This window comes from Janthinobacterium sp. AD80 (assembly GCF_002878455.1).
In the GTDB taxonomy this organism is placed as follows: domain Bacteria; phylum Pseudomonadota; class Gammaproteobacteria; order Burkholderiales; family Burkholderiaceae_D; genus Janthinobacterium.
In genome coordinates this window covers 1-13,890 of record NZ_NRDQ01000021.1, presented here as the reverse complement: position 1 = coordinate 13,890, position 13,890 = coordinate 1, and the positions used below count along the sequence as shown (strand labels likewise).

Annotated in this window: 11 protein-coding genes; 1 reads left to right on the top strand and 10 read right to left on the bottom strand. The window is 65.5% G+C overall.

The genetic code is table 11. The annotated features are described in order from the left end of the window. The first annotated feature begins 97 nt into the window (after nt 1-97). The gene (locus tag JaAD80_RS05510) at nt 98-637 is read left to right on the top strand and encodes a hypothetical protein (protein ID WP_146012263.1); all 540 of its coding nucleotides are present in this window, start codon (nt 98-100) and stop codon (nt 635-637) included. A 75-nt stretch (nt 638-712) separates the two neighbouring features. Here the strand turns inward: JaAD80_RS05510 and JaAD80_RS05505 are convergent, their stop codons facing one another. The 10 genes from JaAD80_RS05505 to JaAD80_RS05460 all read right to left on the bottom strand — a co-directional run. Further along, entirely contained in the window at nt 713-1,717 is a 1,005-nt protein-coding gene (locus tag JaAD80_RS05505; RefSeq protein ID WP_374755228.1) for an ABC transporter substrate-binding protein, read from the bottom strand. 129 nt (nt 1,718-1,846) lie between these two features. Continuing rightward, a complete protein-coding gene (locus JaAD80_RS05500; protein ID WP_102293256.1) occupies nt 1,847-4,354 on the bottom strand; it encodes a TonB-dependent receptor in 2,508 nt (835 codons plus the stop codon). Nucleotides 4,355-4,430: 76 nt separating this feature from the next. Then, nucleotides 4,431-5,399 carry a FecR domain-containing protein gene (locus JaAD80_RS05495; RefSeq protein WP_258002819.1) on the bottom strand — a complete coding sequence of 323 codons (969 nt, stop codon included), beginning with the start codon at nt 5,397-5,399 and terminating at the stop codon, nt 4,431-4,433. A 1-nt stretch (nt 5,400) separates the two neighbouring features. After that, on the bottom strand, nt 5,401-5,928 hold the full coding sequence (locus JaAD80_RS05490; protein ID WP_102293255.1) for a sigma-70 family RNA polymerase sigma factor: 528 nt from the start codon (nt 5,926-5,928) through the stop codon (nt 5,401-5,403). Between the two features lie 132 nt (nt 5,929-6,060). Further along, on the bottom strand, nt 6,061-8,055 hold the full coding sequence (locus JaAD80_RS05485) for a MacB family efflux pump subunit (protein ID WP_102293254.1): 1,995 nt from the start codon (nt 8,053-8,055) through the stop codon (nt 6,061-6,063). A gap of 5 nt (nt 8,056-8,060) precedes the next feature. Then, a complete protein-coding gene (locus JaAD80_RS05480; protein WP_102293253.1) occupies nt 8,061-9,248 on the bottom strand; it encodes an efflux RND transporter periplasmic adaptor subunit in 1,188 nt (395 codons plus the stop codon). Between the two features lie 91 nt (nt 9,249-9,339). Continuing rightward, nucleotides 9,340-9,681: a DUF3325 domain-containing protein gene (locus tag JaAD80_RS05475; RefSeq protein ID WP_102293252.1), complete on the bottom strand. Its 342-nt coding sequence runs from the start codon at nt 9,679-9,681 to the stop codon at nt 9,340-9,342. Continuing rightward, on the bottom strand, nt 9,678-11,381 hold the full coding sequence (locus JaAD80_RS05470; RefSeq protein ID WP_180979315.1) for a PepSY domain-containing protein: 1,704 nt from the start codon (nt 11,379-11,381) through the stop codon (nt 9,678-9,680). The genes JaAD80_RS05475 and JaAD80_RS05470 overlap by 4 nt, the downstream gene beginning before the upstream one ends. Then, on the bottom strand, nt 11,378-11,659 hold the full coding sequence (locus JaAD80_RS05465) for a hypothetical protein (RefSeq protein ID WP_102293251.1): 282 nt from the start codon (nt 11,657-11,659) through the stop codon (nt 11,378-11,380). Before JaAD80_RS05465 ends, JaAD80_RS05470 begins: the two co-directional genes overlap by 4 nt. Before the next feature lie 116 nt (nt 11,660-11,775). Continuing rightward, nucleotides 11,776-13,890, bottom strand: a 2,115-nt coding sequence (locus JaAD80_RS05460; RefSeq protein ID WP_102293250.1) for a TonB-dependent siderophore receptor, incomplete at its 5' end; no start/stop codon positions are given.

The window sequence follows — 13,890 nt, the reverse complement described above, 5'->3', positions numbered from 1 at the left end:
TTACTTCCTTTCACCACTCTCCTTGACCATGTTCTCTTTCAAAAAATTTTCCTGGACTTTCCTCCTGCTGGCCGCCTGCACCGTATTAAGCGGCTGCATGAAAGACGCACCGTCCCAGTCCACCTACGAGGAATATTTCCGCACGTCTATCCAAAGCTATGACCTGTACAAGGATTACTTTGAGATCGCGAAGCTGGAAAAGCTGAATGGCTGGAAAGAAAACGAACAGTATGAAATCAAGGCCTCGGCCATCCTGCGCGCCAAGGTGGGCTACCTGGAATTGCTGGCCGACGTGGCCGACAAGCTGGAAACGCAAGCCAAGACGGACAGCTCCGTGGGCATGAGCATGGGGCTGGGCCTGATGGCGCGCGGCATGGGCGGCGAAAACAAGGCCTTCCGCGACTTCTGGGCGCAGCAACAAGAAAAGCAGGCGATTCCCGCACCGCTGCTGGCGCGCCAGGCAGCCATGACGGCCGAGCGCTTCGACAACCTGCTGCAATGGGCGGACCAGATCGTGCTGGACAATTACGGCGCCATCATCAATCGCCAACTCAAGAAAGGCGATGAACTGACGCGCATCTACACCCTGAGCTTCCGGCAGACGGAGAAGGGCTGGATGGGCTTTAACGCGCGCTAGGCTCCACGCGCCGCGCCAATGAAAAAACCTCCGCGCCATCACTGGCGCGGAGGTTTTTTTTAACGGCTGGCTGATTTACTTCACGTTCAGGCTCTTTTTCGCCTGCTCCAGCAAGTCCGTCTTGACCCAGTCCTTGGCCACGGGCGGCTTGGTCATGCGTCCCACGCCCGTTTTCACCATCACATCGGTGGTGATCTGGATGTGCTCGGGCGTGATGTCATATGAATACGGCGAATTGCTGATCGCATCGTCGAAGTCATCCTTGGTGATCTGGCCGCGGAAGATCACTTCGCGCACGTATTTTTCCGCCGTCGCCTTGTTGTCGATAAAGGTCTTGGTGGCTTCGACGAAGCAGCGCATGAATTTTTCCGCCACGGGACGGCGTTCCTTGTAGAACTTCTCCGTCATCACCATGGTGCGCACGGGTTCGCCGATCGGCGTGTCGTACGGCTTGATGACTTCCGTGCCAAAGCCCTTGTTGATGGCTTGCGACGATTGCGGCTCCGACTGCATCATGGCGTCGATATTCTTGCCCATCAGCGCCTGGTTCAGGTCGGCGTAGGCAAGAAACACCAGCTGCACGTCCTTGCCCTTGGTTTCGGCATACGTCAGGCCCGCCTGCGACAGCTCGGCCAGCAGCAGCACTTCCTGGATGCCGCCGCGCGTCACGCCCACGCGCTTGCCCTTCAACTCCTTGACGCTGCTGATCTTTTGTCCCGCGCCCGCCACCAGGCGCGCGCCGCCCTTGGCAAAGCCGGCCACCACGTAGATGGGCGCGCCGCCGGCACGGCCGGAAATGGCCGCCTCGGATGCCGTCGCGCCCACGTCCAGTTCGCCCGCGATGATCGCCTGCATCACGTCGAGTCCCTTGGCGAAGATATGCTCTTCGACCTTGATGCCGCACTTGGGCGCGATTTCCTTGATGTACGACACGGCGCCGTAATGGGCGAATTTCAGATTGCCCAGGCGCACGACTTCCTGCGCCTGCGCCTGCACGGCGCCCAGGCCAAACGCCAGCATGAGGGCGGCGGCGATACCGCTTTTCAAGCCCACATTGTTCAAGGTTGATTTTTTCTGCATCGGGTTCTCCTGTGGTGGTTGGTGTGTGCCCGCAAGGGCACGCGAAACACTGCTTTTATTATGGGGAGATAGTACCGTGTGTTAGAGCCAGGGCAACATTTTTTTTTGCCCTGGACTGGCCCCGCCTGTTTAAAACGTGGCGCGCAACGTCAGGCTGGCATTGCGCGGCGCACCGTACCAGTTGCCGCCGCCCGTATAACCCGTCTTTTCATAGTAACGCTTGTCAAAGAGATTATTCACGTTCAGGGCCAGCGACCAGCGGGGATCGATGCGGTACTGCGCCAGCGCGCTCCAGACCGCATAGCCACCCTGCGTAAACTGGAAGTCCTGCTCCGCGCCATCGCGCGTGACCACCGTGCCGCTCGTATAGTTGGCGCTCTGGATGGCGACATTGCCGCCCACCTTCCAGGCCGACCACGCGCCAGGCAAGGTATACGCCGTGGACAGCTTGAACAGATGCTTGGGCGTGATGCTGCTGAAAGGCAAGCCCGTGCTGTCATTCTTGCTGTGATTAAAGGTATAGCCGGCGGCGGCCTGCAAGCCAGGCAGGAGTTCGCCGCCCACTTCCATATCCACGCCGCGGCTAGTCACCTTGCCCTGCGGCAGATAGCAGCAATTGCCCGCATACAGATCGGTTTCTTCAGGATAGCCGGGATCGAGCACGGCCTCGCCGCTGCGTTCGACATGGAACAGGCTGAAGGTGGCATTCAGGCGGCCGTCGAGCAGCTCGCCCTTGAAGCCGCCTTCATAGCTCTTGCCCGTGATGGGCTTGAGCGAGGTGCCCGGCACCGGTCCCGCCTTGTACAGCGCCTGCGGCTTGAAGATGGCCGAATAGCTGGCATACGCCGACCACTGCCCGTTCAGGTCATAGATGATGCCGCCATACGGCGTCAGCTTGGTCGGCTCGCTGAAGCGGCTGTCCGAATCGGGCGACCACACACCCGTGTCGCCATCGAGGGATGACACATATTGCTTGAACTTGTAACGGGCCAGGCGCGCACCCAGCACCACATGCAGCTGCTCGCTGGGGTGCAGGCGCACGGTGCCATAAGCGCCATACTGTTCCTGCTCCCAGGGATGGAAACGGTACCAGACAGTACCATTGTCGCCCCCCGCCCACGGCGTGGCATCGGGATCGAAGGGATTGGCCGGCGTACTGCCCGCCCCCGTCTGCCGGGCCGAATCCCAGTAGCTCGTCACTTTTTGCCGGTCCGCGCCCAGCAGCAACTCATGCGTGCGTCCCAGCAACTTGAAGTTGCCCGTCAAGTTCAGGTCCAGCACATTCTGGTGATTCCAGGCAGTGTTGCGCGTACCGGCCCACACGACGCCGCCGCTGCCGCCCGGCTCCACCGCACCCGTGGTAAACGTGCCGCGTCCCCTGGCGCTCTGCTCGACATGGCTGGCATTCAATTTCAGCTTCCAGCCAGAGACAAAGCGGTGTTCGAGCTGGGCAAACAGTTCCGTGACCTCATTGTCGACGTAGCCCCAGGGCTGGCTCAGGTTGGTCGAGCGCGGCAAGTGTACATCGGCGCCGTCCGCATAGCGGGGCAAGCCGGAACCGCTGCCCGTCGTATCGCGCTTGGCGTGCGAACCGCCAACGGTCAACAGCGATCCCGTGGGCAAGTCCGCTTCCAGCACGCCGTACACGAGCGCCTTTTCCGTGCGGAAATGACGCATGAAGGAACCATCATTTTCATACATCGCCACGACACGCCCGCGCAGCCGGCCGTCATAGGCGAGCGGGCCGGTAGCGTCGATGTCGGCGCGATAATTGCTCCAACTGCCCGCCGACAGGCCGGCCGTCAGTTGCCGGTGTTCCAGTGGTTTCTTGCGCGCCAAGTTGATGACGCCGCCCGGATCGCCGGCACCGGACAGCAAGCCGGATGCGCCGCGCATCACCTCGACCCTGTCGTACATCGCCATGTCCTGGATCGCCGTGGCGGTGTAGCTGCCAATATTAAAAGGCGCGCCGCCATCGATCTGCATGCTGTCGATCTGGAAGCCGCGCGAATAAAAATTGTAGGCGTGGCCATTCACGCGCTTGGACGTGATACCTGGCGCCAACGCCATGGCGCCGCCGATATCCTTGACGTCCTGATCATCGAGCTGCTGGCGCGTGATGACGGACACCGACTGGGGAATCTCGCGGAAGGACTGATCCGTCTTCGAGGCGATGCTGGTGACGCGGCTGGTGTACGAGCCCGTGCCTTCCGTGCTGCCATCGGCGGCGCGGCGCGCGCGCACGCGGATCGCGGCCAGGGTTTGCTCGCCAGGAGTGCTGGCAGCGGCAGCGGCAGGTGCGGCGGGCGCCACTTTTTGCAAGGTATAGCTGCCGTCGCTGCGGCCGACGACTTCCAGCCCGCTGCCGGCCAGCAGGAGGGCGAGCGCTGCGCGCGGCGTATGGCTGCCGCTCAGCGCGGGACTGTTCAAGCCCGCCGTCAGCGCGGGATCGAAGGACAGGGCGATCCCCGCGTCAACGGCGACGGTGGACAGGTTGCGGCCCAGCGGGCCGGCCGGCAGTACGATGCTGCGCGCGGCGGGCGTATCGAGCGACGCCGCATGGGCGGGTGCGGCCATGGCCAGCACGGCCAGGTGGACAGAGAGAAAGACGATGGAGCGGAGGGGAGCAGCGGGCATGACGTTTCCTTTGATTGGGCGGTATTCCTCCCCTTGCCAGCCCGGCGCGACAAAAGTGTCAGGTTTCTTCAACTATTTATTCAGGCGCATCCAGGGTGAGCCAATACCCGCCAAGCCGCGTGCGCGCCACCACGGGATAGGTCGACACCAGCATCACCAGCGCCGCATCCGTGTCCGTGATGGGGAAGGCGCCCGAGACGCGCACATCGGCGACGCGGGGATCGCAGCGCACGATGCCGGGCCGGTAGCGGCCCAGTTCCAGCGCGAAGTCGTGCAGGCGCATGGCGTCGGCCAGCAGCATGCCGCGCTGCCAAGCCAGCGCTCCGGCAGCCAGCGCTCGCGGTTCGCCGATGGCCGCCGCCGTGAAGGCCACCTGCGAACCCGCCGCAATGAGGTGCTGCGCACCGCTGCGCGCCTGCACCCGCACGCGGCTTTCCCGCACGGCCAGCATCGTCCGGCCCGCTTCCTGGCGCACGGAAAACACCGTGCCCAGCGCTTCGAGCCTGCCTTCGGCCGTGGCGACGAAGAAGGGCCGGCGCTGCGCATCGGAGGCGGTATGTACGGCGATTTCACCGCGCCGCAGGGTCAGCAGACGCTGTGCGCCATCGAACTGCACGTCCAGGGTGGTGGCCGTATTGAGGCTGATGCGGCTGCCGTCGGCCAGTTCGATGTTACGCCGCTCGCCCGTCGCCGTCTGGTAGTCATGGCGCCAGCCCTGCCGTTCGGCCAGCAGCCAGGCGCCGGGCACCACGGCCAGCAAGGCGGCCAGTTTCAGCAGCGCGGCGCGGCGCGCGGAGGTCCGGTCCGATGAACGGGACCGGTCCAGCGCCGGCATGGCAAGCTCCGGTGGCAAACCGCCCAGTTTGCCCAGCAGCGCTTCGGCGCGGCGCCAGGCGCGCGCATGTTCCGGGTCGCTGGCGCGCCAGCGTTCGCATTCACACCGCAGCTGCGTGCTGGCGGCGCCCGCGTGCAGCTGCATCAGCCAGTCGGCCGCCTGCTCCAGGACGAGCGGATCGATGCGCCCGTCTTTTTCCGCTGCGGCCACCCTATTCTTCCAGTTGCAGGCAGGCCAGGAAGGCCTGCTTCATATAGCGTTTCACGCTGGCCAGCGAGATGTCGAGCCGCACGGCGATGGCGTCATACGTGAGGCCTTCCAGCTGCGACAGCAGGAAAGCGCGCCGCACCACGGCCGGCAAGGCGTCGAGCATGGCATCGACCTGGTGCAGGGTTTCCAGAATCAGATACTGTGCTTCGCACGACGGCGCTTGCGCTTCGGGCAGCAGGGCGATGGCGTCCAGATAGGCGCGTTCGAGCGCCTGGCGCTGGTACCAGTTGATGAGGATGCCGCGCGCCACCGTTGTCAGGTAGGCGCGCGGCTGGCTGATGGCGGCGATGTCGCGCCCCGCCAGAATGCGGATGAAGGTGTCGTGTGCCAGGTCGGCCGCGTCGGCGGCATTGCCCAGCTTGTAGCGCAACCAGCCATACAGCCAGCCGTGGTGCTGCTGGTACAGCGCCTGGGCGGCGGGCATGGGAGAGGAGTGGTCTTGCTGTAGGGCGAAGTCGGCGGCCGGCATGGCATCCTTTCTGTCAGGCGCCTAGCACCAATGCAAATAAGAATTATTCTCATTTTAGCCGAAACAACAACGCCGGCGCAATGCCTGGCCGCGATGGCTGGCACTGCGCCGGCGTTTTTACAACAGCCGACCTTACTGGCCAGCCAGCGCCACCACAGGGTCGAGCCCCGATGCCTTGCGCGCCGGCATGAAGCCAAACACCAGTCCCGTCACCACGGCGCAGCCAAAGGCGCCGGCGATGGCGCTGAGCGAAAAGATCACGGGCACGTCCCACACCAGCAGCAGGCCGGCCACCGTCACGCCGACCACGATGCCGGCCACGCCGCCCACCACCGACACCAGCACGGCTTCGGTGAGGAACTGGCGCAGGATGTCGCGCCGGCGCGCGCCCGTCGCCATGCGGATGCCGATTTCACGCGTGCGCTCGCGCACCGTCATCAGCATCACGTTCATGACGCCGATGCCGCCCACCACCAGGGAAACGGCGGCGATCAGGCTGAGCATGATGGTCATGTTGTCCTGGGTCTTGGCTTCGGCGGCGATGGACGCGGCCGCGTTGCTGATGCCGTAGTCGCGGATGCGGTGGCGCTCGAACATGGTGGCATCGACGGCCGCCTCCACTTCCGTCACGCGCTTGACGTCAGCCACCGCCATGACGGTGTAGGTCGGCTCGCGCTGGCCGAAAACGCGAATGCCGGCTGTGGAAAACGGCAGCAGCAGCACGTCGTCTTCATCCTTCTCGCCCGTCAGCGCCCCCTTCGCGCTCATCACGCCGATCACCTGGAACGGCACGTTGCCAATCAGGATATTCTGCCCGACGGGATTGGGCACGTCGGGCATCAGTTTTTCCGCCAGGTGCGCGCCCAGCACGGCCACGGTGGCCATCTCGCGCTCGTCTTCCTCGGTAAAGAAGCCGCCCTTGGCCACCGGCCAGGTCTGGATCTGCGGCAGGGCCGGCCCCGTGCCGCGCACATAGGTCTGCACGTCGAGGTTGCCATGGCGTATCACCTTGTTGCCCGTGACGTTAGGCAGCACGTGGGAAATACCCGGCACGTCCTTGAGCGCATCGAGATCGGCCAGGGTGATGCTGCGCCCGGGAATGCGCGAGCTTTCGCCGCGCGACGCCATGTACAGCAGGTTCGAGCCGAAGGCGCCCAGTTGCGCCATCACCTGCTGGCGCGTGCCCAGGCCGATGGCCAGCATGACGATCACGGAGGCGACGCCGATGATGATGCCCAGCAGGGTCAGGCCCGTGCGGAAGCGGTTGATCCACAGCACGCGCCAGGCGGCGCGCGCCGCGTCGAGCAATTCCGTGCCCAGCGACGCCCCCGTGTCATGGGCGGCGCGCGCCATGTCCAGCGGCGGCAGGGCCGTCGACGTGGCGGGAATGGCGATGGCGCCCGAGTCTTCGACGATCTGGCCATCGCTGATCTCGATCACGCGGCGCGCCTGGGCCGCCACCTTGCGGTCATGCGTGATCAGGATGATGGTGTGGCCGGCGTCGGCCAGTTCGCCCAGCAGGGCCATGACTTCGGCGCCGCTGCTGCTATCTAACGCGCCCGTCGGTTCATCGGCGAGGATGATGCGCCCGCCATTCATCAGCGCGCGCGCGATCGACACGCGCTGCTGCTGCCCGCCCGACAACTGGTTCGGCCGGTGGTCAAGCCGCTCGCCCAGGCCCAGGCGCTTGAGCAGCGCTGCGGAACGCGCATGGCGGGCCGCCGCCGGCATGCCCGCGTACAGGGCCGGCACTTCCACGTTTTCGCGCGCCGATTCCGTGGCGATCAGGTGATACCCCTGGAAGACGAAGCCGAACGCTTCGCGCCGCAGCCAGGCCAGTTCATCGGGATTCAGGCTGGCCACGTCCTGGCCGGCAAAGCGGTAAGTGCCGTCGCTGGGGCGGTCCAGGCAGCCCAGCAGATGCATGAGGGTCGATTTGCCGGAACCGGACGCCCCCACGATGGCGACGAATTCGCCGGCGCCAATCGACAGGGTCACGCCGCGCAGCACTTCCACGGCCGGCGCGCCGTCATGGCCGCCGTAGCGCTTGCGGATGCCTGCAAGCTCGATCAGGGGCGCCGGCTGGCCAGCATCGCCGGCTTGCCCCAGCGACCTGGCCTCGCTCATGGCGCTCACAGCTGGAACCTGCTGGCGCCGCTGCCGGCCGGCTGTTCGCCCGTCACCAGCAATTCGCCTTCGCGCAAGCCTTGCAGCACTTCCGCGCTGAGGCGGTTGCGCACGCCCACGGTGACGGCGCGCGTATCGACCTTGCCATCCGCATCCATCACGCGGGCCGTGAACTGCCCCGGCTTGGCGCCTTCTTCCGTCGACGGTTTCAGTGCCGGCAGGGGCACGGCCAGCACGTTTTTCGCGGCCGCCGTGACGAACACCACTTGCGCCGTCATCTGCGGCATCAGTTCGCCGTCCGCGTTATCCACGTCGAACAGCACCGTATATAAAATCACCTTGCTGGACGACGGCGCCAGGGCCGTGCCGGCGCTGGTGCCGCCCGGTACCGGCGGCGCCGGCAGCACTTGCCGCACCTTGCCGCTCCAGCGCCGCTGGTCGCCGCCCAGGGTGGTGAAGTACACGGACATGTCCGGGCGCACGCGGCGCACGTCCGCTTCCGACACTTCCGTCCATACCGTCATGGCCGACAGGTCGGCGATGCGCAGGATGTTCGGCGTCTGGTAGGTGGCGTTCAGGGTCTGGCCCTCTTTTGCGTCCAGGCCCACCACCTTGCCGGCCATCGGCGCATAAATGCGCGTGTAGCCAAGGCGCGCCTCGTCCGCCTTCAGGCTGGCCTGGGTCTGGTCGATCTGCGCCTTCAGGTGGTCGATCTTGGCGGCGGCCGAGGCCAGGGTGGCTTCCGCCGTTTCCAGGTCGGCCAAGGGCGTCGAGTCGAACTTGGCCATCTGCTTCTGGCGGCCATGCTGCTGGCCCGCCAGGCGGTGCTGCGCCTGCTGGTCGGCCAGCTGCGCGCGCAAGCCCGCCAGCGCGGCGCGGCCCGCGTCCACGGTGGCTTGCTGCACGCTGGGGTCGATCTCGGCCAGCAGCTGGCCTTTATCCACGGCGCTGCCCGGCTGCACGTGCAGGCGCGTGATCTGGCCCGACACCTGCGCGCCCACGTCCACATAGGTTTGCGGCTGCAGGGTGCCGATGGCCGTCACGCTGGCCTCGATGTCGCCGCGCTTGACGGGAGCCGTGTCGAACACGGTTGTCGGACCACGCGTGGCCCACAAGGCGCCGGCGCCGAACAGCGCCAGCAAGACCACGCCACCCAGGATGCGGGCGCGGCGGGAATGCAGGTGGGCCGCCATCAGGAAGCCGCCTTCAGGAAAGTCAAAACGTCAAACAATGTCGCCAGGCGTGAAAAGTGCATCTGTCTATCCTTGAAATATGCAGTGGGTACTACTGCAGGAACGTCACAAGACCTGCCAGCGCGGCGACGGCTGCCAGCAGGGAACTACGAAACAGCAAGCGCGGTGCGTAAGGCAGCAGCAGGGCCACCAGCAGCGCGCCGGCCGATAGGAAGCCCAGCCAGGCGACCACGCCGACGCTGGCGCTCCAGCCGGCAACGCAGGGCCAGATGGCCAGCGCCAGCAACAGCGCGCCGGTCAGCTGCAAGGTGCGCCGCACGTTCGGCGCCGCATCCGTGCCCCAGACCTGGCCATGATGGCGGTCCATCGCCAATGACAGGCTGGCCATGCCCGCATACGACAGACCCAGCGCGCAAAGAATGGCATTGATCATGACTGTCCTTCCGTGGTGACGTGCAGGCTGGCCGAGGGCGCCGCGCTTTCCTTGCCGGCCGCCCTCTTCAGGGTTTGTTCATTGCGCTTGTGGACTTTCCGCGCGCCCCAGGCGGCCAGCAGGCCAAAGGCCACGCTGCACAATTCCACGCCGGCGCTTTCCCAGTCGCTGCGCACGAACTGCGCCACCAGGTTGTCGCCCGTGCTCAGGACATTGAGCACCGGCAGCAGCAGGCACAGGGCGGCCAGCAGGCACAGTTGTTCGATCCACGCGCGCTTTTCCGCGCGCAGGCAGGCATGCACCAGCATCACAAACCACACGCCGAAAAAGGCCCGCACTTCCCAGCCGGCGCGGTGCTCGATGCCGACGGGAATCAGGCGATTCGCCCACAGGTAGCCGATGCAGGCGATGGACAGGCCGGCAATCGCCGCCACGTTCAGGCAGGCGATGACGCGGTACACGCGCTGCGTGCAGGCGCCAAACTCGGCGCCGGACTTCTGGCGCCGCTTGACCATGAACAGGATGGCGCCCGTGCCCATCATGGCCGTGCCGGCCAGGCCGCAGAAGAAGTACAGCCAGCGCATCGGCGTGCCGCCGAAGCCGGCCATGTGCAGGTTCGACATGACGGAGCGCGTCAGGCCGGCGCCGCCCGTGTCCGACTCGCCGGGCAGGCGCAAGGCGACCTGCTCGCCCGTGGCCAGCGCATAGCAGGCCCGGCCCGTGTTGGCGCTGAGACGCTCCATCGTGTCCGTGTCTTCATTCCAGCCGTACATGCACACGCGCATGGAGGCGTCATTCGGGTTGTCCAGCACCACGGCGCGGATGTCCTGGCCGATGGCCTGTTCGGCGCGCTGCGCGAACGGCTCCAGCGCGGGAATGGCCAGCGGCTGGCCAGTTTTGCCAGGCTTGCCCACGTCGTTCCAGTCGGCCAAAAAGGCCTTCTTGGCATTGTCCATGCCGTATTGCGCCACCACCGGGGCCGGCACATAGTCGTCGCTGAAGAACGCCAGGCCCGTGTAGGCGATCATGAACTGGAACGGTAAAGTGAGCACGGCCACCGCGTTATGCGCGTCGAGCCACGAACGCTGGCCCTTGGCGGGGCGGAAGGTGAAGAAGTCCTTGAAGATGCGCTTGTGCGTGATGACGCCGCTGACCAGCGCCACCAGCATGATCATGGTGGTGATGCCGACGATCCACACGCCGATGCGGCCAGCATGCAGCTCGTAGTGGAAATCGACGAAATGGTGGCCGGCGATGGTCTCGCGCGCATTTTCCTCGCGCGCATGTTCGACGACGGCGCCCGTCAGCGGATCGAGATCGGCCGAACCATAACCGCCGCTGGGCTGGAACCAGTACGCCGACAGGCCATGGCCAGGACGCTGCACGGGCCAGATTTCCCACATGTCCGCCTTCGGATGCTCTTTCGCCATGAAGTCCAGCGCCAGCTCCAGGCGGCGGCCACGGTCCGTGACCTTCGGCTGCGGCGGATCGTTCGCATGCGCCGCTTCTTCCAGTGCGTGTTCGGGCGTCATCCAGTGGCTGATCGGATCGTCGAAGACGGCCAGGGTGCCGGTCAGGAAAATGGCGAACAGCAGCCAGGAAATCCACAGGCCGCTCCACGTGTGCAGCCAGGCCATGGCCTGGCGCAAACCGCCCTGCTGCGGTGTCTTCACCACTTTATCCACCTTGACGGCGTTCATGCCGCACCTCGCGACAGCAGCAGGCCGAAGCCGCCGCACAGGATGGCCGGCAGCAGCATGCCGAGCCAGGCGCGGCGCAGGTCGTGCACGGCAAAGACCCAGATGACGGCGCAGGTGTACACGACAAAGGCGCTCAGGGTGGCCGTCAGCACGGCTTCGGCGCGCGACAGCGGCAGCACGGCCGCCAGCAGCACGGCCACGCCGGACGTCAGCGCATAGCCGCCAAAGACGGCGGCGAGCACGCGCGAGAACAACATCATGTTGGCCGATTTCATCATCGCGGCGCTCCCTGTGGCATACGCTGGCTCACGCCATGGCTGGCGTGGCCCAGATTCAACTGCACATCCATAAGCCTTGCATCCTTCATCAAGATAGGTCATTCAAAAGTGATTATTTATAGTTTGTAGTTCAACGTCAGCATCAGGTTGCGCGGCGCGCCGACCAGGTTGCCGAAGACATCGGAATAAATGCTCTGGTAATAGTGCTTGTCCAGCGCATTGTTGAGGTTCAGGCGCAGCTCGGCGCGGCTGTCGATCTGCCAGGCCGCGTTCAGGCCCAGGATGGCGTAGCGGCCCTGGCGCAGGTGGTAGGTGCCGTCGCTCGACTCCGTCGCGCCCTGCCCGTACACCGAGGCGCCAACGCGCCAGCCCTGCGCCGCGCCGGACAGGCGGTAGTTGGTGGCCAGCTTGAGCTGCTGGCGCGGATAGCGGCTGTTGAAATCCTTGCCGATATTGGCCGGGTCGCTGTCGCGCGTAAATTGCGCTTTTACATAGGTGTAGCCGGCCGACAGCTGCCAGTTCGGCGTCAGCGCGCCCGCCACTTCCAGCTCCACGCCTTCGCTGCGCACTTCGCCCGACGCGCGCTGGCAATAGCCCCAGGTGCTGCCCGGGCAGGGACTCGGGCCGGCCAGGTCGTCCACAGCGCGGTTTTGCTGGCGGATCTGGAACACGGCGGCGCTGGCATTGAGGGCGCCGCCAAAGTATTCGCCCTTCACGCCCGCTTCGTAGTTGGTGCCGCTGATCGGTTTCAACGGCTGCGCATTGGCGTCGGTGGCCGCCTGCGGCTGGAAGATCTCGGTCCAGCTGGCGTACACGGAATGCTGCCTGTCGAGGTCATACACGACACCGGCGTAAGGCGTGAATTCACGCGCCACCGAATAGCCGGCATCGTCCTTGTACCAGCTCACGCGTCCGCCCAGCACCAGTGACAGCGGCTCGGCCAGGCGCATGCGCGTGCCCGCATACACGCCGCTTTGCTCGGTGATGCTGGCCGTGCGCCACTGCGCGTAGTTGATGGCGGGGCGCGCCACGCTGCCCGTGTCCCAGTTGAACGGGTCGAGCACCGGCGCGACCGCACCCCAGCTGTAAGGAGCCCAGCCGCCATAGCTGTTTTTCGACGAGCGGCGGTGGCTGGCGCCGATGGTCAGCTCGTGCTGGCGGCCGAACAGGCTGTAGCTACCGCTGGCATTCGCGTCGTAGCTGGTGTTGGCCAGTTCGGCGCGGTAGCTTTGCGAATTGAAGCGCAGGGTGTCGCCGCGGCGGTTGATGCCGGAAAACGTGGTGTCGATCTCCGGCGTCTTGCGCGTGGCCGACAGCTTGGCCTTCCAGCCGTTGGCGAAGCGGTGCTCCAGTTCGGCGAAGATGGTCTTGTCCGTCTGCCGCCACTCGTCGAAGTCGGTGCCCAGGTAGGTCGAACGGGGCAAGTTCAGGAAGCTGCCGTCGGCGGCCGTGACCACGCCCGTCGTGACGCCGTCGTTATCCGTCTTGCGGTAGTGCGCGCCCACCGTCAAGGTGGTGTCGGGACGCAGGTCGGCTTCAACGATGCCGTACAGCTGGTGGTTGCTGCCATGCAGCACGTCGACAAAATCCTGCTTGTCCTGCACCGTCACGACGATGCGCCCGCGCAGGGTCTTCGCTGCATTGAGGGCGTTGGCCGCATCGGCTTCCAGGCGGTAGTTGCTCCAGCTTCCCACGCTGGCCGAAAATGACGCTTGCGGCGTAGCCGTCGGGCGCTTGCGCACCAGGTTGATCGCCGCGCTCGGTGTGCCGGCCCCCGTCGTCAGGCCCGTGGCGCCGCGCACCACTTCGATGCGGTCGTAGATGGCCAGGTCGTCATTGTCGCCATTGAAAGTGCCATTCGCGCCCAGGCTGGTAGGCAAGCCGTCGAGCAGGATGTTATCGACGGGGAAGCCGCGCGCGCTGAAACTGCCCGAATCGCCCGTGAAATTACCCTTTTGCATGACCAGCCCCGTGATCGACTGCACGGCGTCGTCCAGTGTCGTGATGCCCAGGTCATCGATCTGCTGGCGCGTCAGCACGCTGACCGACTGCGGCGTCTCGCGCAGCGACATGTTCAGTTTGGTTGCAGTATTGCTCACGCCCGTGGTGTAGGAGCCGCTGCCTTCCGTTGCCGCATCGCGCCCTGCCGTGACGGACACGCCAAGCATGGTTTGCTCGGCGGCCGGGGCGGCAGGGATGGCCGGCGCGGCCTGCTGCGCCAGCGCAGGCAG